The organism is Pseudomonas sp. NPDC099000, assembly GCF_044759925.1.
Lineage (GTDB): Bacteria > Pseudomonadota > Gammaproteobacteria > Pseudomonadales > Pseudomonadaceae > Aquipseudomonas.
The window spans coordinates 107,690-131,481 of sequence record NZ_JBIWAF010000001.1 but is presented as its reverse complement, the minus strand read 5'-3'; the positions used below and the strand labels follow the sequence as shown (position 1 = coordinate 131,481).

Here is a 23,792-nt window from a genome sequence, read left to right as displayed (position 1 = left end):
TTTTGTTGTGCGTGACTTAGCGAACGCCATTCCCGGCCAGCGCATCCGGCGACCACTGCGACTTGGAGAGCGGCGCGATGTATTTGATGCCGCCGTAGGCGCCCGACAAACCGTTGATGTTGTACGTCCCGCCCACCAGGTCATAGATCACGTGCGGCGTGGTGTTGGGCGTTGTCACGTCGTAGCTTTGCGAGAGGAAGCTGAAAGAGCCGCGGTACAGTTGGCCGCGGGCATCGTACTGGTCGGAGGCCAGAGCCACCCAGCTGTCCTCGTCCAGATAGAAGCGGCGCTTGGCGTAGACGTGACGGGCACCCGACTTGAGCGTGCCTTCCACGACCCACACACGATGCTTCTCCCAGCGCACGTACTGCGGCGCCAGGTGGTTCGGGGTGGTCAGGGCTTTCGGGTCCTTGATGTAGCTCAGTGCGTAGGTGTTGTACGGCACGATCATTTCCTGCTTGCCGACCAGTTTCCAGTCGTAGCGATCCAGCGCACCGTTGAAAACATAGACGTCGTCATAAGTGCCGGAACCGGCAGTGCCCGGGTTTGGCGTGTCGTAGGCCAGGGTCGGTGCCAGCTTCACCCGGCGTTGCCCCGGCAAGTACTGCCAGGCGCGGCGTGCCTGCACCAGCGGGTTGGCCGCGTCCTTGAGCATAATCGCCTCGCCCGCACGGCGCGCAGGGCCGGTGTAATACAAGCGGGTCTGGAAGTAGGTGTCCTTGCCATCGATGACCTTGCTCGGGTCTTCGAAGATCGGGAACGAGTTGACGATTTCGCCGCTGGTGGCCAGGTTTTGTGCGCCTGAAGAGTCGACGTTCCAGGAATCGTACTTGGTGGAATACGCAACGCCCTGATAACGCAGCAAGTGGTTCCACATGGCCTCGGCCCCGGACTGCGGGATCGGAAACGGCACGCCCGGCAGGACGTTTTCGATGGCATTGCCACCTTCCAGCGACTTGGCGCCGGTGGCGTTTTTCAAGGTGTTGTCCAGCACACTTTGCGGCAATGCCACGCTGCGGTGAGTTGGATAGACCTCAACGCGAAAGCCAGGAAAACGCGTGGCCAGTTCGACGGTGACGGCGGTCAGCTGATGCTTGTACTGGGCGACATTCTTGCCATCAATCACCAGCAGCGGCTTCTCGTTGGCATAAGGATCGGGACGAAAGCTGTCACCGGCCTTGAAACCCGCCGGCAGACTGGTCAGCCCGCCGGTGTAAGCCGGAATGGAGCCATCGGCATTGCCGGCTTTTTCGGCGCCGACAGCAGTCAGGTTGTTTCCCAGTCTGGCGGCGTCGGCGGCGGGTACGGCAGCCTGGACAAGACCGGCAAAGGACAGCGCCAAGGAAGCGCTCAACAGCGTGTTCATACATTTCATGGTGTCGTTCTCCTGATTGTTTTTAAGCAATCGCGAATCAGAAAGTTGTCTTGAAGGTGGCCGTGACCATGCCGCGATCCTTGAGCTGCGCCGGGGTCCCGCCGAAGGCGGTGGTTTGACCGGGCACGCAGTTGTACTGGCCGTTAGCACCGGGTGCAGCGCCGTCTCCTTGACTGCCAGCGCTGCCTGGCGAACTGCAGGTGTCAAATGGACCGAAGTTGTCCACGTATTTCAGGTCGAAGCGGTACTGGTTGCGCACATCAAAGCCGACGCCGACCGAGTAGCTGCCGGAGTCTTCGTTGCCGCCCAGTTGCACGGCGGAGTTGCCGTTGAGGCCGACGTTGTAGGTCATCGGCAGGTACATATCGACGCCCGGGAACACCTGGTACCAGGTCGGGTTGAAGTTGACGCCGATGATGTAGTTGTCCTTGGTGACCTCGTCGGTACCGTGGTACCAGTCCTCGCCCTTGAACATTTGCTTGTTGTCGGTCACTTTCAGCCAGCGGCTGTAGCCGAGTTCGACCAGCAACGAAGAGCTGTCCCACAGCGGCGTATCGCCAAAGGTGGTCAGGCCGTTGAGCACCGCGTGCACGGTGTTGCCGCGGGCCACGCCGTCGTCGCCGTTGAAACTACCGATGAAACCGGGCACGCCCGCGGCGGCCGCAGCCGGGCTGACACTGCCCGGCACGCTGGCCAGCGGCATGTTTTCGCGGTAGTTGAGGTCGAAACCGACGCTGACGTCGCCGACGCTTTTCGACAGGCTGATGCCATAGATGTCGATGTCATCGACGTAGAACTGGTTGTAGCTGCCGATGTTGCCGGAGATCAGCTGTGCCGGGCCGACGGCAGTCGGTTGCAACACCAGGTTAGGCAGGATGTCGGAGGTTTTGCGGTAGTAGAAACCGAGGGTGCCGTCCAGCCATTCCGGGCTCCACTTGGCCATCAACCCGAAGTCGCCGCGCTTGTCCGGGGTGAAGGTGTGGCCATTGCTCAGGCGCAGGAATTGGTTGGCGCCGAGCGGTCCTGGTGTACCGAAACGCGGATTCAAACCACCGATCAGCGACAGGTTATGCCCGCCATTCTGGATGCCGTCGTTGAAGCCCAGATAGGTTCCGGACTCCGGCAGGCGCGAGGCGTCCCAGTCGAGGAAATACTGCGCGCCGAGGGTCAGTTCCGGGTTGACCGTGAAGCTGGCGGACAGTTGATTACGCGGGATGAACAGCTCTTTGGCTTCGGTGCCCGGCACTGCCAGCGCCTTGGTGATGTCCAGACCGGACTGGCCATAACTGTTGCCGTGGGCAAAGGCCAGGACACTTTCGCCCCAGTACTGCGTGTGCTTGCCGGCCTTGCCACTGAGGATCGAGTCCTCGCCGATTTCCATGCTGCCGAACACAAAGGCATCGAGGATCTCGGCCGACGGGCCGTTGTAGTAGCGATCGACGTAACCACTCACGTGGCGCGAGTCAGGTCTACCGCTGTTGATCTGGTTGGTCGACGCGTTGTCACTGCCGACATTGTCATAGGCATGGTCGTACCAACTGTTGGCACTAACGCGAAAACCCATCTTCTTCTGGTAGGACACGTCCAGCTCGGAGAGCACGTCCAGACGCTGGGACACCGGACTCCCGGACGAGAAGTTGCGGTTACCGTCGTTGTTGTTCCAGGAATTGGCCAACTTGCTGTTCGGGCTTTCAACCCGTTGCGCATAGTTGAACTTGAAGGTGTTGTCGAAACGCACCGCCCAGTCTTCACTTCCGGTATTGAGTTCAAAGGCATGAGCCGCTGGCAACGCAGCGACGAACAGCGCCGAGGCCAGCAGGGTCGGCTCCCACACACTCACACCAGTCATTTTGTTTATTCGCATACATTGGCTCCGATTTTTTTTGTTGTTGTTTTTGTGTTTATGAAAAAACAGCTGGCCACCCAATCCGGGCGCAACAGTGCTCACCACTCTTATCCCCATCAGGGGAGCGTTCGATTCATTCAAAGTGACCCAATCAATACCGCCGGAGTCAGCACACCCCGTGGTATTGGATGACCCGACTCAACTACCGAGCCGTATCAACAGCAACACCAGTCCCAGCAAAAACACGGTTTCACCGACCATCAACAAAATGGGTTTGAACCCCACCGTGGCCAGCTCCTTCAACTGGATTTTCATCCCCAGCGCACTGATCGCGACCACCAGGCACCAGCTCGACAATTGATTGCCCAGGGTCTGCACCGCTGAAGGCAGCCAACCGAAACTGGTCACCGTGGCCAGGGCGATAAACGCCACGGCAAACCAGGGCAGCAACGGTGGTCGTTCACCGGTGCCCTGCCCGCCCTGAGCTCGGGTGATCAATACTGCGCAAACGATGACCGGCAGCAGCATGGCGATGCGCATCAGTTTCACCACCGTGGCGGTATCGCCGATGTCATGGGACATGCTGTACCCGGCACCGACCACTTGAGCGACGTCGTGGATGGTGGCGCCGAGAAACACCCCGGCCTGCAGCGGGTCCAGGCCGAGCGCCCGGGCGATCACCGGGTACACAATCATTGCCAGGGTCGACAGCGCGGACACGCCAATGACTGTGAACAGCGTCGCGCGCTCCTTGGCATGATGAGCAGGCAAAGCCGCCGCCAACGCCAGCGCCGCAGACGCCCCGCAAATCGCCGTGGCACCACCGGACAACAGACCGAACAACACGTTGAAGCCCAAGGCGCGGGCCGCCAGCATCGACACCAGGATTGTGACCACCACCGACACCACGACGATCAACACCGGATGCCAGCCGAGCGCCGCAATCTGCTCCAGAGAGATGCGCATCCCGAGCAAAGCCACGCCGACCCGCAGCACTTCTCGGGCGCTGAAATCGATACCCGGTTTACTCGGCCCCGCCGCCAGAAAATTCATGGCCATGCCGAGCAGGAGTGCCAACAGCATCACCGGTGCGTGGTACTGGTCTGCCAGAAACCGCGCCGCAATCGCGACGACGATACTGGCCAGGACGCCCGGCAGGTGCTGGCTGACAACCGACTGAAACTGAATGACGGCGGATCGGGACATGACTAGACCTTGATTCCCATGGCCGGCAGCGAACGCGTGCTTTCACGCTTGATCCGCGCCGCCACATAAAAGAACAACCCGCCCAGCACCAGCGCCAGAATGTCGCTGACCAGCAACACATGGGTCAGCGGTGAATCCACGCCGGCCGTGGTCAACGAATCGCTGATCCAGCCGACGACAAACGTGCCCAGTGCCACCGAAAACAGGTTCAACAGCAGCATCGAGCAGCCCATGACCGTCGAACGCATGCGCACCGGCACGGCCCCTTGAATCGCCGTGGTCGCCGCACCGTAAAGCGACATCAACATGAAAATGCCGACCGCCATTCCCACGTAGAACAGTGGCGAGTCCGTCGGCACCAGCCGATAGGCGATCATGAACGGCGCACTGACCAACATGAGCAGCACCAGCACGCTGGCGTGGCCGCCCTTGAAGCGCGGGGCCAGGCGGTCGCTCAAAATGCCTCCGGCCAAGGCGCCCAACGAACCGAAAACGATCTGCATGACACCCATGGTCGTGGCAATCGTGGCCGGGTCCATTCCCCGCTCGCGGGCAATCCAGAGTTGCGCGAACGAAATGCCCGGATAGACCAGGTGAGCCAACACAAAACCGGCCACGGTGTAGCGCACGACACGGTTGCGGTTCAGTTCACCGAGCACCGCGGCCAGCTGAGTCTTGAGGGGCGCACCGCGCTCTTGCACCGTGGCGTTGCTGCGTTTGTCGCGCATCAGCAGCAACGGCAAGCCGATGACCAGCCCGGCGACACCGAGGAAATAAAACGTGGTGCGCCATCCATGGGTGGCACCCAACGTGCCCGCCAACAAAAAGCTGCAGCCGATGCCCAACGGAATGCCCAGGTAAAACAGTCCCATCGCCGTACCCCGGCGCTTCTCCGAGAACAGCTCCATCAACAGCGCCGTGGCCGCAGGCACCAATGCCGCTTCACCAGTGGCCACCAGAAAACGCGCGGCAACCATTTGCTCGAAGTTCTGCACGAACCCGGAGGCCACGGTGCAGGCGCTCCAGACCAGCATGCCGGCGCCAATCACCCGTGGACGGCTGTGACGGTCGGCCAGAGCGCCGAGAAACACTGCCATCACGCCATAGCTCAACACCCAGACCGCGCCGACCAGAAAGCCGTACTGAGCGTTGTTGATCGCCAACTCGCCAGTGATTTGCGGGGCGAAGCCCAGCAGAATATTTCGGTCCACCTGGGCCAACAGGTGAATCACCATCAACGTTGCCAAAACGGCGCAGGGACTCTTTTTCCAGAACATCGTCTGTACCTTTGAGTTGTTGTTATGAAGGTAAGGCCGGATGCCGCTCGTCCTGCCAGGACTAACGCATGGTCCGCCGCTTCGGCCCAAGGGAAAGTGCGGTAATGCGATACGCGTCACCCACCCAGTTGCACAGCAGTGGACGCGTACTGTCCGGTTCAATGATGTCAATCACGCCGAAGCGTTCGGCGGTACGCAGCGGTGAAGCCAGGGCCTGGTAATGGGCCTCCAGTTCCTTGCGACGTGCCAGCGGATCATCAGCCGCTGCGATGTCCTGCTTGTAGGCGGCCGCGACTCCACCCTCGATCGGGATCGAACCCCACTGCGCCGAAGGCCAGGCAAACCGGTGCGGCAATGCCGTACCCGTCGGGCCATGCCACGGACTGACCATGGCACCGGCGAGCCCGACACAGCGGCGTAGCACGATGGTGATCACCGGCACACTGGCCTGTTCGATTGCATGCACGGCCTGCATAGCCGCGCTCAAGGTGCCCTGCATTTCAGCCTCTTGCCCGGTCATCACACCGGGCTGATCCACGAGGTAGATCAGCGGCAAATGAAAGGTGTCGCACAGGTCGATGAAGCGGGTCTGCTTGAGCGCCGCCGCTCGTGTCAACGCACCGCCGCCGACGCGCGGGTTGTTGCAGATAATCCCCACCGAATAGCCGTTGAGACGGGCAAACGCGGTGATGGTCGAGGCGCCGAAATCCGGGGACATCTCGAACAGGCTGTCTTTGTCGACCAGCGACTTGAGAATCTTGTGCGGATTGAAAATCTTGCGCCGGTCATGGGGAATGGCGTCGTTGAGCCAGGCGTCACGGCGACTGGGAGCGTCCGTCGAGGCCACGCGCGGTGGCTGTTCCCAGACATTGCCCGGCAGATAGGACAGGAAGCGCTTGGCCAGATCCAACGCCTCGGCATCGCTATTGGCGGCCAGGTTGATCATGCCGCTGTGACGATGCACCTGGTCGTAGCCGCCGAGGTCGTTCTTGTCGATGTCGACCCCGAACGCCTGCTTCACCACGGGCGGACCCGCCGCGAACACCTGGCTCTGCCCCCGCACCATGATCGACAGGTGCGAAGCGGCGACCCGCAGCGCACCCAGTCCGGCGCAGGCACCATGGGCAATGCCGACGACCGGCACCGCACCCAACAGATTGGTGATCGGCAACAGTGCATAACCCGGAATCTTGGTATGACCAAGCTTGTCGAGCAGCTTCACACTGCCGCCCGCGCTGTCGATCATGCGAATGATCGGCAGCTTGTATTCCCAGGCATAACGGTCGGCGTAAATCCACTTTTCAGCGACCGCCGCCTCCGACGAACCACCGCGAATGGTGAAATCATCCGCTGCGACCACGGTGCGCCGCTGCTCGATCGTGCCCACGCCAACCACCGCCGTGCTCGGTGTGGCGGAGGCAATCCTGCCTTCCGGCGTGTACTTCACGGCACCGGCCAATATGCCGAATTCCTCGAAGCTTTCGCCTTCCAGCAGGTGGCCGATGCGCTCACGCGCCGTGAGCTTGCCCTGGGCGTGATGCTTCTGCACCGCTTCCGGGCCACCCAACGCATAGGCGACTTCCCGACGCGCGCGGATGTCAGCCAGTTCCAGCGACCATTCAGGGGCAACAGGCGTGCTCATGATGATGTCCTCTCCAGGCGCGCGAGATAGTCGTCGCGCAGAATGTTTTTCACGACCTTGCCGGCGTTGTTGCGCGGCAGAGCGTCGACGAACTCGATCAGGCGCGGCTTCTTGTAGCCGGCGATCAGTGCAACGCAATGACTGCCCAGTGCCTCGCTGTCGACCGTGGCGCCTTCGCGCCGCACGACAAACGCGGCAATCCGCTCGCCCCACTCCGCATCCGGCAACCCCAGCACCGCCACTTCGACGACTTGCGGATGGCTTTCCAGTGCGTCCTCGACTTCCCGGGCATAAACGTTGAAGCCACCGGAAATGATCATGTCCTTGTTGCGCCCGACGATAAAAAGGAAGCCCTGCGCATCGAGGTAACCGAGGTCGCCCGTGTAGTACCAGCCATCGCGGATAGCCTCGGCTTCCAGATCGGGACGACGCCAGAACGCCACTTCGCCAATGCCGTCAGTGGCAATGGCGATCTCGCCGATTTCACCCGCCGCCAGTTCTTGACCGTGAACATCGCGCACGGTGATCTGCACATTGGCGGTCGGTTTGCCGCAGGAGCGCAGCACACCGTCTTCCGCGTGTTCGTGCGGATAAAGCACCGCCAACGGCTGGACCGCCTCGGTCATTCCGTACTGCTGACGCATCACCGGACCGAAGCGCGCAATCGCCCGGCGAATCAGGTCGACGGAGGTCGGCGCCGTGCCGTAATGAATGCACTTGAGCGACGACAAATCGGCTTCGACGCCGCTGTCGAGTGTGTCGAGCAGGCGCGTGAGCATGGTCGGCACACACATCATTTGCGTGATGCGATGGCGCTCGATCTGCTGCAGCGTTTCCAGCGGTTCGAACTTCTCCAGAATCACGTTGCGCGTACCTCGCAAGTAGCAGGGCAACAGGTGAACGCCGGCGGCATGGGTCAAGGGGCCGACGTGCAACATCGCATCGTCTACGCCGAGGCCGTATTCCATGGCGTAGAAGTGATTGGTCAGGCGCTCGTACCAACGCTTGACGGTATAGGTCACACCCTTGGGCTTGCCGGTGGTCCCTGAGGTATAGGCGATACGCAGCTGCGTGTCCGCCGACACCTGAACATTGGGCGCATGGGTCGGCATGGAAGCGAGCACCTGGCGGTAATCCAGCACGTGTGGCGCCTGCCAATCAAGCCCGATCACGTGGCGCAGACTGGCCACTTCGTCGCGAACACCTTCGCCGATCTCGCGGAACTCCGGCCCCGCCACCAGCACGCTTGCGTCAGCGTCATTGAGGATCGCGACCTGTTCGGCCAGCGTATGCCGGGCATTCAGCGCAACATAAACCAGACCTGCTTTCTCGACCGCAAACACACTCTCAATTGCCTCGGGCGAGTTATTGAGTAAAACGGCCACCCGCTCCCCGACATGCAGCCCCAGGGAAATCAGCGCATGGGCCAGACGGTTACTGCCCGCCTCCATGTCGTCATAGGTCAGGCAGTCGTCCCCGAATATCAGGGCGGTGCGGCCACGGTGCTGGCGGGCGGCCCAACTGAGCATTAATCCTGCGGTACGTTTTTTTGTCATGGTCTTTTTTGTCTTATTGTCGACAACTTGACACAGCACTTGGGAGTGTTGTGCCCCCGTGTGGTTTATTCCAACTGATTCGATGCGGCTTGATGGGAAGCGTTGATCAGCTCAACCATCATTTTCGCGGCAACGACGCTGCTGTTTTCTCGGAGTGCCTCGACCAACTGACGCCAATACGTGACCGAAGCCTGTCGGCGCTCTGGTGAACGCAACCCCAGGCGGGTGTAGCGCGCGGTCTGGATACCCAATGCCCCCATGAGTTCTGCCAGCTGTTTGTTGCCGCAGGACTGGAACAGAAGCGTGCTCAGGCGATAACTGCCCTGCGCGTATTCATCCAATGAATCCGATTGCGCGGCAATCAGTTCAAGCCGGATGACGATGGCGTCCATCTGATTCACGACAGACGCATCAAGGTCCACCAGGTACTTGGCCAACAGCCCGGCCAGTACGGCGCGGATCTCGAACAGGTTGTCGATCTCCTGCCGGCTCAATGAAGTCACATGCGCGCCACGCTGCGGCACGATGGTCACCACACCGACCTTCTCGAGAATGCGCAGGGCTTCGCGAATCGGACCACGGCTGACCTGAAAGTGGTCGGCCAGTTCCTGCTCGCGCACCGAATCGCCCGGCCCGTATTCACCGCGCAGAATCGCAAGCGTGATGCTTTCGGCAATCTGCTCCGGCATCGTCAACACGCGCTGGCGACCAGCCCGCATGATACCTATTGCACTACCGCCCTTGGCGGCCGACGCCGAACCTGCATTCATTGACATAGACTTCAATCGCACTCCATAAGCAAAACGTCCTGGCCATCTTTTACCACTTCGCCCTCGGCCACGAGAACGCTGACCACTCGACCCGATTCCGCGGCCATCAAGGGGATTTCCATTTTCATGGACTCCATGATGACCAGCGTCTGATCTTCTTCAACGACATCCCCTTCGCGGACATGGATCTGCCACACCGTCCCAGCGACATCCGATTTAACCGCGATTGTACTCATTCTCGCCCCCTCCAAAACATAACTGTTTTCTGAAATCGCCGGGCCCTTGGCTGCCGCACGCTACGCTTTTTCTATCAAGTACTGCGCAAACGTTCCGGGTGATGGTCAGCACATTACGTGATTGTCTGATTGTTGACAATCCTACGTATGAATGTTTTTATCGGTCAAGGCAATTCGAACAACAAGAGGCCCTGAGGCATGTCGCTCACACATAAAGAAGCACGAAGAATCCTGGAGATACTGGATCACACCCGGCATCTGGACTTCCTTGAAGTCCGCGTCGGTGACACCACGTTGACGGCCAGCAAGTCCGGCACGCTGCAGCGTTCGCTGGAGCCTGTGCAAAGCACCGCGTCTGCAAAAACGGCGCAGCCGGCGCCTGCCGTGGTGGTCGCGAGCGAACCCGAAGTGACCGCCGGTCAGGTCGGCGTGCGCGCCACCATGATGGGCACCTTCTATCGCAAGCCCAGCCCCGACCAACCGTCGTTTGTTGAAGAGAACGCCACGGTGGAAGCCGGCGCGCCCCTGTGCCTGGTCGAAGCCATGAAGCTCTTCAACACCCTCGCCTGCCCGGTGAAAGGCCGTGTGGTGCGCATCGTCGCCCAGGACCTGCAGATGGTTCAGCGGGATCAGTTATTGATGATTATTGAACCGGAGACTCGCTGATGAGCAGCATTCCCGTGGCAACCCGCGACATTCGCCGGGTATTGATCGCCAACCGTGGCGAAATCGCTGTACGCATCGTGCGTGCCTGCAAAACCCTGGGCATTGAATCGGTCGCGGCCGTCTCCGAAGCCGACGTGGACAGCCTGGCCGCCCGCCTCGCCGACCAGTACGTGATCATTGGTCCACCGCCCGCCGCGCAAAGTTATCTGTGCGCCGAGCTGCTGGTGCGCACTGCACTGGAACACCGCTGTGACGCCATCCACCCGGGTTATGGTTTCCTGTCCGAGCGTTCGCATTTCGCCCAGGCCTGCGAAGACGCCGGGCTGGTGTTCATCGGCCCATCGGCTGAAATCATCGACTCAATGGGCGACAAGATCACCGCCGTCGGTCTGGCCGAAAAAGCCGAAGTACCGCGCGTACCGGGCTCCGATGCCGTGGCCGATGCCGAGACGTCCCGCCGCATCGCCAGCGACATTGGTTATCCCGTGCTCTTCAAGGCCACCGCCGGCGGTGGCGGACGCGGCATGCGCATCGTGCGCAGCGATGAAGAAGCAGAAGCGGCTTTCCGTTCGGCCTCGTCAGAAGCGCAAGCAGCCTTTGGCGATCCGACCCTGTACGTCGAGAAATTCATCGAGCTGGCGCGCCATATCGAAATCCAGATCATGGGTGACCGCCATGGCAACGTGGTGCACCTGGGCGAGCGAGAGTGCTCGACGCAGCGCCGCCACCAGAAACTGATCGAAGAAGCGCCCTCTCCCAGCCTCGCGCCGCAAACCCGCGAACAAATGGGTGAATGCGCGGTACGTCTGGCCAAAAATGTCGGCTACTTCGGCGCGGGCACGATCGAATTCGTGGTCGATGACCGCGACGGCAAATTCTATTTTCTGGAAATGAACACCCGCATCCAGGTCGAGCACCCGGTGACGGAAATGATCACCGGTTTTGACCTGGTCGCCGAGCAGATCCGCATCGCCGCCGGCCTGCCGCTGTCGTTCAGCCAGGCCGACGTCAAGCTGACAGGCCATGCCATCGAGTGCCGGATCAACGCCGAAGACCCGGACCGCAACTTCCTGCCAAGCCCGGGCCAGGTCAGCGAATGGCAACCGCCCAAAGGCAAAGGCGTGCGAGTCGATACCCACTGCTACAGCGGCGCCACCGTGCCACCGTTTTACGACTCCCTGCTGGCCAAACTGATCGTGCATGCGCCGACCCGCAGCGAGGCCATCGTGCTGATGCGCAAGGCACTGGAAGACATGAAAGTCGTGGGCCTCTCGACCACCGCAAGCTTCCATCACGCCGTGCTCGACCATCCGGATTTCGTCGCCGGCCTCGTCACCACCCGCTGGGTTGAAGACGTCTTCGTACCCGCTCGCAAACAGGCGTTGAAACAAGCCAAGGAGCGCGCATGAGCATGACAACGTTGGTCGATGTCAGCCTGAGCGACGGGCAGACCGCAACCTGGGGCGGCGCCGCCAGCAGCCCGATGCTGCTGGGCACGATGAACTCGCTCGGGCACGCACGGCTTGCTGCCATCGAGGTATTGAGCCCGGCAGTGATCGCGCAATGCATCAGCCGCGGCGAGAACCCGCTGCAACGGGTCGCCGCATTGCGTGAGCGCGCCAATGCCATGCCTTTGCGCGCCACCGTGAACCTGTTGCCCGACCACGGCCATCTCGATGTGCTCGCCGGTGAAGCGCTGGACACCTGGCTGCGACTGCTCGCCAAATCCGGCATCAGTGAGGTCGTGCTGATTGATCCGCTGCTGGACCTTTCGCGTCTGGGTAATGCCGTGCAAAAGGCCCAGGCCCACGGCCTGATCGCCATCGCCGCCCTGCCCTACGGGGACGACCCCGAGCGTTGCGACGCCTACTATTCGGCCTGCGCCGCACGCCTGGTCCTGACCGGTGCGCAGCGCATCATGCTGCGCGACGAAGCCGGTTTGCTGCATGTCGAGCGCCTGCCCGGTTTACTGTCGGCCCTGCGCAGCGGCGTGGATGGTAAACCGCTGGACCTGCACACGCGCTGCCACACCGGCCTCGGCCCGCAGGTGGCGCTGGAAGCGATTCGACTGGGCATCGACCGCCTCGACGCGGCATTGCCCGCTGTCGCCAACGGCGCATCGACACCTTCGCTGGCCTTGCTGATCCGCTCGGCGGCGCTTCTTGAACTGCCGCTGCAAGCACCGGATCAGGACCGTATGAAAGACGCCCAGTCTCAGCTCGCGGCCGTGGCGGACCAGGAAGGATTTGCCGAAAGCCTGCCTTGGGCCTTCGACCTGGCCCCTTACGAACACCAGTTGCCAGGGGAAATCGCCGCCCAAGCCATGCAAGCGTTGCGTTTACGCGGACGGCTGGCGGAGCTGTTCGAGTTTGCCCGCGAATGCACGCGCATTCGCCAGGAACTGGGCCATCCGCCGATGCTGCAACCTTTCGCACAAGCCATCGCAAGGCAGGCCCTCGAACACCTCGATGCCGCCCCACGTTTCGCCACGTTGCAGCCTGCTCTGCGCCGTTGGCTGCAAGGCTGTTACGGCCCGATCGACACGTCTTTGCTCAGCCTGCAACAACGCATCGGCGCCGTCGCGAACCCTGACCGTCCAGCCAACTTGCCCGCCACTGAAGACGCACTGGCGGCAATAGTCTGCGGCTGCCCGGCACTGCCGCCCCTGCAGAAACTTCACTACGAGGTACGCACACCCGAGCAAGCCCTGACACACGGGCTGCTGCAACGCTGGCCCGACTACAGCGTATTGAGTGTCACAGGCCCCGGCCTGTCCATCCATCTCGAACACAGCAAGGGGTGATTTGTGCTGAATCAACTACGTGAACAAGTGAACGCGGAATTCGCCCGTACCGGCAAACGCCGGCGTATCCATCTGGTCGATGCCACCCTGCGCGATGCGCATCAATGCCTGTGGGCCACGCGCATGCGCACCGAGCACATGCTGCCGATGGCCGAGCGCCTGGATAACTTGGGTTTCGACGCGATTGAAGCCATTGCGCTGGTGCAGTTCGACGCCAGCGTGCTGTTTCTCAACCAGAGTCCGCTGGAGCGCCTTCGCCTGCTGTCCGAGCGCATCCGCCACACGCCGCTGCGCGGGATTGTGCGCAGCAATATGCTGCGCAGCTTCTACCCCGAGCCGGACGATTTGAGCGAGCTGTACGTCGAGCGCCTGGTCGCCAACGGCGCACGCGATATCGGCTTCCTCGACTCCCTGCACTGCTGGGACAACCTGGTGCCGTCGATCACCACGGCCAAGCGCCTCGGCGCCACCACCAACCTCGCGATGATTTACAACCTGGCCCCCGGCTACGACGCGCCGTTCTACGCCGCCAAGGCGCGCGAGGCCATCGAGCGCTTCGACATCGACGCCTTTACCTTCGGCGACGCGGGCGGCAGCCTGACCGTGGAGCAGGTACGCCGCATTGTGCCGGCGATCAAAGCAGTGATTGGCGACCGTCCGCTGGAAGTGCTGACTCATTGCCTGAATGCAACCGGTTCGCTGGTGGCCATCGAAGCCGCCGTGCACGGCGCCGACCGTTTGCTGTGTTCTATCGATCCGCTGGCCAACGGCAACGCCGGGCCCTCGGCGCAGATGCTGGCGCGCAATCTGCGCGAGATCGGCTTCGAGGTCAGTTTCGATGACCGTGCGGCAGACGACGTCGGCGACTATCTCGCCGGGATCGCCGAGGAGAACGGCTTCCCCGTGGGTGCCCCGGCGGAATACGACCCGGCGCACTTCGTCACTCAATACGCCGGCGGTGCAATGTCCAATCTGCAATCGCAGCTGCAACTCGCGGGCATCGCCGACAAGCTGCCGGTGGTGCTCGAGGAGATCGGCCGCGTCCGCGTGGAACTGGGCTCGCCGGTTATGGCAACGCCCTTCCCCGCCATGATCGCCGCGCAGGCTGTGATGAACGTGCTGAGCGGCGAGCGTTACAAAGTGGTGCCGGACGAAGTGAAGAAATACGTGTGCGGCTATTTCGGCGCGCTGCCACTGCCGGTCGATCCAGACATCAAGGATCGAGTCCTGGCCAACGGTTCCCGCGAAGTGGCTGAAACGCCTCCAGTGCTGTCGCCAAGGGTTCCGGAGTTGCGTCGTCGCTACCCCGATCTGTCGGATGACGAACTGCTGCTGCGCGCCATGTACGGCGACGAAAAAATCACCGGGCTCGTACCGACCGTGATCGATGACACCTTCAGCGTGCGTCGTCCACTGCACGAACTGATTGCCGGTCTGGCCAAGCTCCCGGAACAACGTCATGTGCACATTGCCATGGCCGGCTTCGAACTGCGTACTCACTGAGGCTGCCATGTCGACTCCTCTTTCTGCACGGCCCTTGCCGCAACCCACCAGCGAAACGGCCGCCTATTGGGCGGCCGCCCAGGAGCAACGGCTGGTGATCCAGCGTTGCACCGGCTGCGGCCACTGCCAGTTCTACCCACGAGCGTTCTGCCTTGAGTGCCTGTCCGACGGACTCGAGTGGGTCAATGCCAGCGGTCACGGCCGCGTCTACAGCTACACGGTCTGCCGGATCGCGCCCTCGCCGGCCTTCGAGTCGCGGTTGCCCTATGTCGTTGCGCTGATCGACCTCGATGAAGGCGTGCGCACGCTGGCCAACATTCTCGATGCCGACCTGGATCGCATCGCCATCGGCGCCCGCGTCGGCGTTTGTTTCGAGTCCGTCAGCGAGTCCTGCACGCTGCCCCAGTTCACTCTTTTGGATTAGCCGCCACCATGGAAATGATTACCGACCACTTCGATGCCGGCGCCGATCGCCACCCGGATAACGTCTGCCTGCAAGGCACCGGTTTCAGCCTCACCTACGCCGAGGTCCAGGCCGATTCCCATGCCATCGGCCACGCCCTTACGCTGTTGAGACTCCGCTCACCCCATGTCGGCGTGCTCGCGCCCAATCATCCCTTGAGCTTCGTTGCCATGCTCGGCGCCTTGCGCGCAGGTGCGACCTTCGTGCCGCTGAATGCCCGCGATTCGATCGACAGCCTGATCTGGTTCATGAGCTTTACCCAGCTGTCCGTGCTGGTGCTGCATTCCCAATACGCCGAACACGCCGATCGCATCCGCGCGGGTGTGCCGACGCTGATAACCGTGATCGGTCTGGACAAACCCATCGACGGGCTGAGCATCGCCGAGTGGTGTCGTGAACACGCCGGCCAACGCTGCACCGTGCGCCAGTCCCTCGACGACACCGCCCTGATCAAGTCTTCGGGTGGCACGACCGGTCGGCCGAAAGCGATCATGCAAAGCCATCGCGCCCTGCTGGCCTGCTACCGCATCAGCAACCAGTTCATGCCGCCGGCGAAAAGCCCCGCGCACTTGGTCGTGGCACCGTTGACCCATGCTGCCGGTGCCACGGCCATGGCGTTGTCTAGCTTCGGCACCCGCAATGTCATCGCGCCGTCCGCCGACCCGGGTGCCGTGCTCGAAACCATCGAGCGGGAACGCATCACGCACCTGTTCCTGCCGCCGACGCTGATCTACCGTCTGCTGTCGCACCCGGATGCCAAGACCCGCGACTGCTCCTCACTGGAATACGTGATCTACGGCGCGGCGCCGATGTCCGTCGACAAACTGCGCGAAGGTATCGCGTTGTGGGGGCCGGTGTTCGTTCAAGCCTACGGCCAATCCGAAGTGCCGGGCGTCATCACGATACTGACCCGTGAAGATCACATGCGCGACGGCAAGCACCTGGGTTCCGCCGGCCGTCCTACCGGCGCCTGCGAAGTGGCGCTGATGGATGAGGAAGGACGGTTTGTCGAGTCCGGCGAACGCGGCGAGATCGTCGCCCGTGGCGAGCTGGTCGCCCCGGGTTACTACGACAATCCGCAAGCCAATGCCGAGGCTCGCCGGTTCGGCTGGCACCACACCGGCGACATCGGCGTGTTCGACGAAGGCGGTTACCTGTACATCGTTGATCGCACCAAGGACATGATCATCTCCGGCGGGTTCAACATTTACCCGAGCGAGATCGAACAGGTGATCTGGGCGCATCCGGCGGTGATGGATTGCGCCGTGGTCGGCCTGCCCGATGCGGACTGGGGTGAAAAAGTCATCGCGGTCATCGAACTCAAGGCGGGTGCCAGCGCGACGGCCGAGGAGTTCATCGCGGTCTGCCGGGAAAAACTCGGCAGCCTGAAAACACCCAAGCAGGTGTTGTTCTGGGAGAGCCTGCCGCGCAGCCCGGTGGGCAAGGTGTTGAAGAAGGACGTGCGTGCACAACTCGTCGCGCAGGAGCCGCAACCATGACGTTCGACACGTCCCGTCTGCCCGACCGCTACGCCATCGTCGGCGTCGGCGAGGCCGGTCTTGGCAAGGCGCAGCCGGGAGACACCGCGCTGTCACTGCAATGCCGGTCTGCCCGCGACGCCTTGCTCGATGCCGGGCTGACGTTGGCCGATGTCGACGGCGTGTTCGCCCATTGGGACGACCGCGCCAATGCGCTGTTGGTGAGCGAGTACCTGGGCATCACGCCGCGTTATGTCGACAGCACGGTGGTGGGCGGTGGTTCGCCGCTCACTCATCTGATTCACGCCATGGCCGCGATCGAGGCAGGTTTGTGCTCGGTGGCGCTGGTCACCTACGGCAGCACCCAGCGCCTGGATCACAGTCGCAGCCGGGGCGGTGTGATCAGCGACCCGCGCTCGCCGTCGGGGCAATTTGTGGCGCCCTACGGCGTACTCAGCCCCATCAGTTGGTATGCGATGCTCGCGCAGCAATATTTGCATCGCTATCAGGCCAGCGAAGAAGACCTCGGCGAAGTCGCGATCAACGCACGGCGCTGGGCGCAGTTGAATCCACAGGCCACGCTACGCAAGCCGCTGACGATGGAGGAATACCTGGCCTCGCCGCTGATCTCGGACCCGTTGCGCAAGGCCGACATCTGTCTGGTCAGCGACGGTGCCGGTGCGATAATCCTCACCAAAGCCGACCGCGCGCGCACGCTGGCGAAACCGCCGGTGTTCATTCGCGGATTCGCCGACACCTATCTGCATCACGTCACACCGCTCGGCTCGACCGACTGGCTCGACCCTGGCGTGATCGGCGGCTGCGCCGAGCGTGCGCTACAGATGTCCGGCATCGAGCGCGACGACTTGAGCATGGTGCAGATCTACGACGCCTTCACCATCAACGTGCTGGTGGCGCTCGAAGCCATGGGTTTCTGCGCACCCGGTCAGGCCGGAGCGTTCCTGCGCAGCGGCAGCGCAGCTCCCGGCGGCGCATTGCCGGTGAACACTTCGGGCGGTGGATTGGCCTTTAATCACTCCGGCCAGTTCGGCATGCAACTGATGATCGAGTCGGTGCGTCAGCTACGTGGCGAGTGCGCCGAGCGTCAGGTCGCCAATGCCAACAGTTGTCTGGTCCAGGCCAGTGGACTGCTGATGTCGGCGTTTATGACCCTGGTGCTGGCAAACGGTGATTGACGATGACTACGCGGCCAACTCCCATCCGCACTATGCGGGCCTTTCGCATGTTCGACTGGCACGACGGCGGGCGTCTATGCGAAGTGCCTGTGCCGGTTCCCGGCCACGGTGAAGTACGCCTGCGGGTCGGCGGCAATGGCCTGTGTCAGTCGGACCTGCATGCGCTGGACGATCTGTGCTGCTCGCCGCCGCACCTCGATGTGCAACTGCCGATGACCCTCGGCCATGAGATCGCCGGCTGGATCGACGCACTGGGACCGGGTGTCGATGGCTGGATGGTCAGGCAAGCCTGCGCCGTGAGCATTCCCGGTTGCGGTCATTGCCGAGCGTGCATCGACGGCTGGAATAACTATTGCGCCACTTCGCGGCGCATCTACGGCGGCGGCTATGACGGCGGGCTCGCCGAATACGTCGTCGTCCACCAGGACTGCCTGGTGGACATCGGCACGCTCGAACCCTGGAGGGCCGCACCCTTGACCGACGCGGGGCTCAGCGCCTATCACGCGGTCAAGCGCGTCGTCCCCCTGCTACAACCCGGCAGCCGCGTATTGGTCATCGGTGTCGGAGGACTGGGGCATATCGCAATCGCCGCGCTGGGCGCGATCACGGCGGCCGAAGTCGTCGCCATCGACACCCGCGTCGAAGCCCTCGGGCTGGCGGTCAGCCAAGGGGTGGACCGGGTGCTGGACTCCACCGATCTGACCCCTGGGGTATTCCTCAAGCGCATCGGCCAGGTCGACGCGGTGCTGGATTTCGTCGGCAGCGGCGACACCCTGCGCCTGGCCGCCGGCGTGATTCGCCCGCTCGGACACATCGTAGTGGTCGGGCGCGGACACGGTGCCTTCGAGTTGCGCAACGGTTCACTGCCTTATGGCGCGATGATCAGCACCACGTTCGGCGGCAGCAAGGCAGAGCTGATCGAACTCGTCGCGCTGGCCGCTACCGGTCGCCTTCCGATTCACTTGCAACGCCATCCACTGGATGAGGTGCCGCAAGTCCTGCACAAAATGCGTCGCGGCGAAATCGTCGGACGTGCCGTCATAGTTCCCAATGAGACTCCAAGATGACCAGCGAACACCCATCACCGGAACAGGAACTCCACACTCGCCGTGCAAGCACGTTGCAAATGGGCGGCGAAGCCAAGCTTCAGGCGCGCCGCGACGCTGGCGTGCTCAATGCTCGCGAGCGCCTGGAAGGTCTGCTCGACCCGCAATCCTTCAGCGAAATCGGCATGCTGGCCCATTCTTCCCGCCCCGAGGACCGGGACAGCACACCCGCCGACGGCAAGATCACCGGCTTCGGCCGCATCGACGCGCGCCGGGTGGCCGTGGTGTCCAACGACATGACGGTCAAAGGCGCATCGTCCTCGTGGATCAATGCCCGCAAGATCGCCTACATGAAGGAATGTGCCACCCGCAACGGCATGCCGCTGATCTTTCTAGGCGAATCGTCTGGTCAGCGTATGCAGGACGCGATGGGCGCGGCGAGCATGGCCGGCGGTGGTCAGGATGCGCAGCAATATTGCCGGCGCCGCGAGACCCCGTGGGTCAGCGCCGTCCTCGGGCCCTGCTTCGGCTCGGCGAGCTGGTATTCGTGCCTGGCGGATTTCACCGTGATGCGCAAAGGCGCATTGCTCGCCGTCTCCAGCCCCAAGGTCACCGCCGTGGCGATCGGTGAAACGTCAGATACCGAAGAGCTGGGTGGCTGGCGCATTCACGCCGAAATCACCGGGCTGGCGGACATGGTGGTCCCGAACGCTATGACCAGTTGCATGCCGAGTACTCGAAAGACACCTCGGCCTTCGCACTGGCGGGTGCGATGGGCACCCACGAAGTGATCGCACCGAACGAAACCCGGCGCTTTCTCGTCGAAGCATTGGCGGCCCAGCGGCGCGCCATCAATCACGGTATCGGGCGTCACGAAATGCGCACCTGGCCAACGTATTTTTGACCGACGCGGGTTCGCGTCACGCTGAACCCGTCACTTGAATTTCCAGGAACTGCCATGAATGTCTTGATCGTACACGCTCACCCCGAGCCCAAATCCTTCACCGCCGCCCTACGCGACCAAGCCGTTGAAACCCTGCAGTCCCAAGGGCACCAGGTGCAGGTGTCCGACCTGTACGAGATTAACTGGAACCCGGTAGCCAGCGCCGAGGATTTCTGCGCCAGAGAAAACCCCGAGTACCTGGTCTACGCGCTTGAGCAGCGGCGCAGCAGCAAAGAACAGACACTGGCCGCCGATATCCAGCACGAACTGGACAAACTGTTGTCGGCCGACCTGCTGATCCTCAACTTTCCGATCTACTGGTTCTCGACACCGGCCATTCTCAAGGGCTGGATCGATCGCGTGCTGGTATCCGGCATCTGCTACGGCGGCAAACGCTTCTACGATCAAGGCGGCCTGCGCGGCAAGAAAGCCCTGGTGACCGTGACCTTGGGCGGGCGTGAACACATGTTCGGCGAAGGCGCCATTCATGGTCCTTTGGAGGACATGCTGCGTCCGCTTCTGCGCGGGACGTTGGCCTATGTCGGGCTGGAGGTGTTGCCGCCTTTTGTGGGTTGGCATGTGCCGTATATCAGTGATGAGGCTCGACGGGAGTTCCTGACGAGTTATCGCCAACGACTGGAAACAATCGGTGAGGATCAGCCGATTGAGTACCCGCGATTGAGTCAGTTTGATGAGCGGCTTTACCCCCTGGGGCTCGCTTAGTCACCGCTGCGGCGCAACCATCCGAAACCGGATATTGATGTCGTCGGAAACAACCGTGTCGCCCCATTCACCTTCACCGACCTTAAAATCGCTACGCTTGAGCGTTAACTGGCCATCGAAGATCCCGATGGCGCTCTCCTCTTTCAGGAGGACCGGAACGGCCACCTCGCGGGTAATGCCCCTGAGCGTGAGTTTTCCGGTGATCGAATAGCGGTTGTCACCCAGCGCTTTCACGCCGGTCGATTCAAACGTCGCCTCGGGATACTTCTGCGTGTCGAACCAGGCGGGCTTTTGCAGTTCGGTGTCGGCGTCCTCGCTGCCGACATCGATGCTGTGGAGCTGGATGGTGAGCGCCGCATGGCCCGCTTCGGGGTTCGTCGTGTCGAAATCGAGCGTGGCCTTGAACTTGCCAAACGTGCCGTACACCCGCGAGCTGAACTGGTTGTAGGTAAAGGAGATCGTGCTGGCGGTTTCATTTACTTGCGTGTATCTGGCCGCTTCGGCATCAGGGAAAAAGCCGAAGGCAAGCGCTGCAGCCAGTATGCAAAGCGACGGGAATCGAGAATTCATGGGACGCTCCGGTCGTGGCACACGCTGGCCAGACAGGTGGACTAAAGCAAAGAACCACCGTTTATTCCACTTGGCATTGAGACTTCCGACCACCTGTCGGCAACGCGAACCAGCGCCCGATGCCGTCACCCGAGCAGGTGTTTAATGGCTGAAGCATTCACCGCTTCGGGAGACAGGACATGAAGATCGTCGTCATCGGTGGCACCGGGCTGATCGGCAGCAAGCTCTGCCAGAACCTGCAAGACCTGGGGCATGAAGCCCTGGCGGCGTCGCCGAGCACCGGCGTCAATGTCATCAGCGGTGAAGGGCTGACGGAGGCGTTGAAAGGTGCGGACGTGGTGGTCGACGTGTCGAACTCGCCTTCGTTCGAAGACCACGCGGCGTTGCACTTCTTCGAAACCGCCGGGCACAACCTGATCGCGGCGGAGAAGATCGACGGCGTCAAACACCATGTTGCGCTGTCGGTGGTCGGCACCGAACGGATGCTCGACAGTGGTTACTTCCGGGCGAAAATGGCCCAGGAAAAACTCATCAAGAAATCCGGTATTCCCTACACCATTGTGCGGGCCACGCAGTTCTTCGAGTTTATCCATGCCATTGCTCACTCCGGGCGCGAGGAAGGCGACACCCTCCACTTGACGTCCGCCGCGCTGCAACCGGTGGCCTCGGCGGATGTAGCGGCGGCCCTGACGGACATCGCGCTGAAAGCGCCAATCAATCAGACCGTCGAGGTGGCCGGCCCTGAAAACCGTCCCCTCATCGAGTTCGCGAGCGACTACTTGAAGCACACCCAAGACCCGCGCCAAGCCGTCGCGGACGTCACGGTTCCTTACTTTGGTGCGCCGATCAATGACCAGTCGCTGACCCCGGGCGCCAATCCTATCGTCGGCGCGACGCGGTTTCAGGACTGGCTCGAGAGCAACTAGGCGACAAAGCCAGGTCAAATGTGAGGCGTGGTCATTGCGCTAGACCACCGCCTCAGTCAACTGCATCGGGGAGTGAAGCCTGCCGAGGGTCAGATCCTGCCAGCCCGGCCAGGTTGAGCTTTAAGTTCATCGACCTTGCACTGCAACTTGTGTGAGTTGCGGCCCGAAATCACCAACTCGATGCCTGGCATCGCAACTTAATGCCTGCAAACGATGCTGCCGAAGTTTCCGTAGCCACCGATCACCATCACCCTGAGTGCCATTCAATGCTTTCCTTATCCATTGGATCGTGTAGCCAACATGACCGAGACTGGGCGCGGCAGAGCTTTGCTGATATTGGGTGGGCAGGCAAGCAGCGAAGCACTGCAGCTCATTAGCGAACATCAATACACCGTGCCCGCTTAAAGTTACGCACTAAGGTGACGACAAAAAAGGCGACCTCCCGAGTACAGGCCTGTATGGCCCCGGCACTCAGAAGATCGCCCCTGTCAGTCTTAAAGACTTACGCGCTGAACGGACCTAGCATTGACTCGCAACGGTCCGCGGAGAGATAACGGCGTAGTCCTGTTGTCTGACTCGCTGAGTCAACACCAGCATGGTCAGGAAACCCAATGCAATCAGCACCGGATACGCCATCAACAATTCGGAAAGCGAGTATTTCCAGGCCAACGGGCGGCCCACCCCCAGCATGGCCGCATACATCCACGACACTGCCGACAACGAGCCGCAGAACAGCGCCAGCATCCGTGCGCTGAATCCGAGCTTGAGCAAGGAGCCTGCCTTTTGCAGTGCGGGCAATACCAGGTTATGCAACAAGATGCCGTTGTAAGTCAGCAACATGACAATAATCACTTTGGCGTGAAGCTTCGGATTCATAAAGTAATTCACACCTTTTTCCAGGTAATCAATACCGATGATAGCGATACCGGAAACCCACAACGCTATCAATGCAACGAAAACCGACTTCTGAAGACTTTCCATGTGAGCATTATCATGCTCAGTGAAGGTTTTTCGTTTTAACAAATCTTTAACCATCGCTATATCACTGGTCAACACCAAACCAATGGCCACACAACATGACACTAAATGAACGTAAATAACGCCCAACCGCAAAAACTCCATGCACTCTTTATTTTCGAGCAGGCTCATAATTGTATTTATCGCCACGGTTCGTTCTCCACCTTATTCGATAGTACAGATCAATTAATTAACAGGGCATTCCGCTATTTTAAACCCTGTGCGATCCTACTTTTTATAAGATATGCCAAATCATAGACCTGGCACTGCTTAGCTCGTTGATTCGCCTGGCAAATCAAAGACGGGCTTATTTATTGCCTCCTGAATTTCAGGTAAAAAACCCCCATTGCATTCAATGCACATGAGGTTAATTTTCCACTTCTTTTCTGCGAGACTGCAGGAGCAGGTCATGATGACATGCTGAAGCATCAGAGGCTGTTGAGGCTGGAATGTTCATTTTTTGAACAGACTACCGACAAACGGTTACTGTGGCGGATGCAACTCGCATCGGTAGTAGATAGACAACTTCCCTGTCAGCCCCGTAACAACT

The 23,792-nt window shown here is 61.3% G+C and carries 22 protein-coding genes and 1 pseudogene; 12 read left to right on the top strand and 11 right to left on the bottom strand.

What is annotated here, in order from left to right:
- Window positions 1-16 precede the first annotated feature (16 nt).
- The 8 genes from ACIQV9_RS00640 to ACIQV9_RS00605 all read right to left on the bottom strand — a co-directional run bounded on the left by ACIQV9_RS00640 (window position 17) and on the right by ACIQV9_RS00605 (window position 9,908).
- A complete protein-coding gene (locus ACIQV9_RS00640; protein ID WP_403096820.1) occupies window positions 17-1,375 on the bottom strand; it encodes a DUF1329 domain-containing protein in 1,359 nt (452 codons plus the stop codon).
- 37 nt (window positions 1,376-1,412) lie between these two features.
- Entirely contained in the window at window positions 1,413-3,239 is a 1,827-nt protein-coding gene (locus ACIQV9_RS00635; protein WP_403096817.1) for a DUF1302 domain-containing protein, read from the bottom strand.
- Between the two features lie 180 nt (window positions 3,240-3,419).
- Window positions 3,420-4,427 (bottom strand): YeiH family protein, encoded by a 1,008-nt coding sequence (locus tag ACIQV9_RS00630; protein ID WP_403096814.1) that lies wholly within the window; start codon window positions 4,425-4,427, stop codon window positions 3,420-3,422.
- Window positions 4,428-4,429: 2 nt separating this feature from the next.
- On the bottom strand, window positions 4,430-5,704 hold the full coding sequence (locus ACIQV9_RS00625) for a spinster family MFS transporter (protein ID WP_403096811.1): 1,275 nt from the start codon (window positions 5,702-5,704) through the stop codon (window positions 4,430-4,432).
- Between the two features lie 61 nt (window positions 5,705-5,765).
- On the bottom strand, window positions 5,766-7,346 hold the full coding sequence (locus ACIQV9_RS00620; protein WP_403096808.1) for an acyl-CoA carboxylase subunit beta: 1,581 nt from the start codon (window positions 7,344-7,346) through the stop codon (window positions 5,766-5,768).
- Complete coding sequence (locus ACIQV9_RS00615; protein ID WP_403096805.1) at window positions 7,343-8,902, bottom strand: class I adenylate-forming enzyme family protein; 1,560 nt, start codon at window positions 8,900-8,902, stop codon at window positions 7,343-7,345. The genes ACIQV9_RS00620 and ACIQV9_RS00615 overlap by 4 nt, the downstream gene beginning before the upstream one ends.
- Before the next feature lie 65 nt (window positions 8,903-8,967).
- Window positions 8,968-9,678, bottom strand: a complete 711-nt coding sequence (locus ACIQV9_RS00610; RefSeq protein ID WP_403096802.1) for a GntR family transcriptional regulator — start codon at window positions 9,676-9,678, stop codon at window positions 8,968-8,970.
- 5 nt (window positions 9,679-9,683) lie between these two features.
- Window positions 9,684-9,908, bottom strand: coding sequence for an acetyl-CoA carboxylase biotin carboxyl carrier protein subunit (locus tag ACIQV9_RS00605; protein WP_403096799.1), 225 nt, complete (start codon window positions 9,906-9,908; stop codon window positions 9,684-9,686).
- A gap of 198 nt (window positions 9,909-10,106) precedes the next feature.
- Between ACIQV9_RS00605 and ACIQV9_RS00600 the strand changes: the two genes are divergently transcribed.
- From ACIQV9_RS00600 to ACIQV9_RS00550, 11 genes are read left to right on the top strand one after another with little or no spacing between them, the layout of a single operon-like run.
- Entirely contained in the window at window positions 10,107-10,574 is a 468-nt protein-coding gene (locus ACIQV9_RS00600) for an acetyl-CoA carboxylase biotin carboxyl carrier protein (RefSeq protein WP_403096796.1), read from the top strand.
- Entirely contained in the window at window positions 10,574-11,983 is a 1,410-nt protein-coding gene (accC, locus tag ACIQV9_RS00595; RefSeq protein WP_403096793.1) for an acetyl-CoA carboxylase biotin carboxylase subunit, read from the top strand. Before ACIQV9_RS00600 ends, accC begins: the two co-directional genes overlap by 1 nt.
- Window positions 11,980-13,377: a hypothetical protein gene (locus ACIQV9_RS00590; RefSeq protein WP_403096790.1), complete on the top strand. Its 1,398-nt coding sequence runs from the start codon at window positions 11,980-11,982 to the stop codon at window positions 13,375-13,377. Before accC ends, ACIQV9_RS00590 begins: the two co-directional genes overlap by 4 nt.
- A 3-nt stretch (window positions 13,378-13,380) precedes the next feature.
- Window positions 13,381-14,880 carry a hypothetical protein gene (locus ACIQV9_RS00585; protein ID WP_403096785.1) on the top strand — a complete coding sequence of 500 codons (1,500 nt, stop codon included), beginning with the start codon at window positions 13,381-13,383 and terminating at the stop codon, window positions 14,878-14,880.
- Window positions 14,881-14,887: 7 nt separating this feature from the next.
- On the top strand, window positions 14,888-15,304 hold the full coding sequence (locus tag ACIQV9_RS00580) for a Zn-ribbon domain-containing OB-fold protein (protein ID WP_403096781.1): 417 nt from the start codon (window positions 14,888-14,890) through the stop codon (window positions 15,302-15,304).
- An 8-nt stretch (window positions 15,305-15,312) separates the two neighbouring features.
- Window positions 15,313-16,842: an AMP-binding protein gene (locus ACIQV9_RS00575; RefSeq protein WP_403096777.1), complete on the top strand. Its 1,530-nt coding sequence runs from the start codon at window positions 15,313-15,315 to the stop codon at window positions 16,840-16,842.
- Window positions 16,839-18,017, top strand: coding sequence for a thiolase C-terminal domain-containing protein (locus ACIQV9_RS00570; protein WP_403096774.1), 1,179 nt, complete (start codon window positions 16,839-16,841; stop codon window positions 18,015-18,017). Before ACIQV9_RS00575 ends, ACIQV9_RS00570 begins: the two co-directional genes overlap by 4 nt.
- A 47-nt stretch (window positions 18,018-18,064) precedes the next feature.
- Window positions 18,065-19,084 (top strand): alcohol dehydrogenase catalytic domain-containing protein, encoded by a 1,020-nt coding sequence (locus ACIQV9_RS00565; RefSeq protein WP_403096771.1) that lies wholly within the window; start codon window positions 18,065-18,067, stop codon window positions 19,082-19,084.
- Complete coding sequence (locus tag ACIQV9_RS00560) at window positions 19,081-19,854, top strand: carboxyl transferase domain-containing protein (protein ID WP_403096768.1); 774 nt, start codon at window positions 19,081-19,083, stop codon at window positions 19,852-19,854. Before ACIQV9_RS00565 ends, ACIQV9_RS00560 begins: the two co-directional genes overlap by 4 nt.
- On the top strand, window positions 19,836-19,967 hold the full coding sequence (locus ACIQV9_RS00555; RefSeq protein WP_403096766.1) for a hypothetical protein: 132 nt from the start codon (window positions 19,836-19,838) through the stop codon (window positions 19,965-19,967). The genes ACIQV9_RS00560 and ACIQV9_RS00555 overlap by 19 nt, the downstream gene beginning before the upstream one ends.
- A gap of 54 nt (window positions 19,968-20,021) precedes the next feature.
- The gene (locus tag ACIQV9_RS00550; RefSeq protein ID WP_403096764.1) at window positions 20,022-20,729 is read left to right on the top strand and encodes an NAD(P)H-dependent oxidoreductase; all 708 of its coding nucleotides are present in this window, start codon (window positions 20,022-20,024) and stop codon (window positions 20,727-20,729) included.
- Here the strand turns inward: ACIQV9_RS00550 and ACIQV9_RS00545 are convergent, their stop codons facing one another.
- Entirely contained in the window at window positions 20,730-21,299 is a 570-nt protein-coding gene (locus ACIQV9_RS00545; protein WP_403096761.1) for a YceI family protein, read from the bottom strand.
- Window positions 21,300-21,478: 179 nt separating this feature from the next.
- Here ACIQV9_RS00545 and ACIQV9_RS00540 point away from each other — a divergent pair, with 179 nt between their 5' ends.
- Window positions 21,479-22,225, top strand: coding sequence for an SDR family oxidoreductase (locus ACIQV9_RS00540; RefSeq protein WP_403096759.1), 747 nt, complete (start codon window positions 21,479-21,481; stop codon window positions 22,223-22,225).
- Between the two features lie 107 nt (window positions 22,226-22,332).
- On the opposite strand, the pseudogene ACIQV9_RS00535 reads toward ACIQV9_RS00540, so the two are convergent.
- A pseudogene (locus tag ACIQV9_RS00535) lies at window positions 22,333-22,488 on the bottom strand (saccharopine dehydrogenase); the annotation flags it as partial.
- 256 nt (window positions 22,489-22,744) lie between these two features.
- Window positions 22,745-23,392: a hypothetical protein gene (locus ACIQV9_RS00530; RefSeq protein WP_403096757.1), complete on the bottom strand. Its 648-nt coding sequence runs from the start codon at window positions 23,390-23,392 to the stop codon at window positions 22,745-22,747.
- Between the last annotated feature and the right edge of the window lie 400 nt (window positions 23,393-23,792).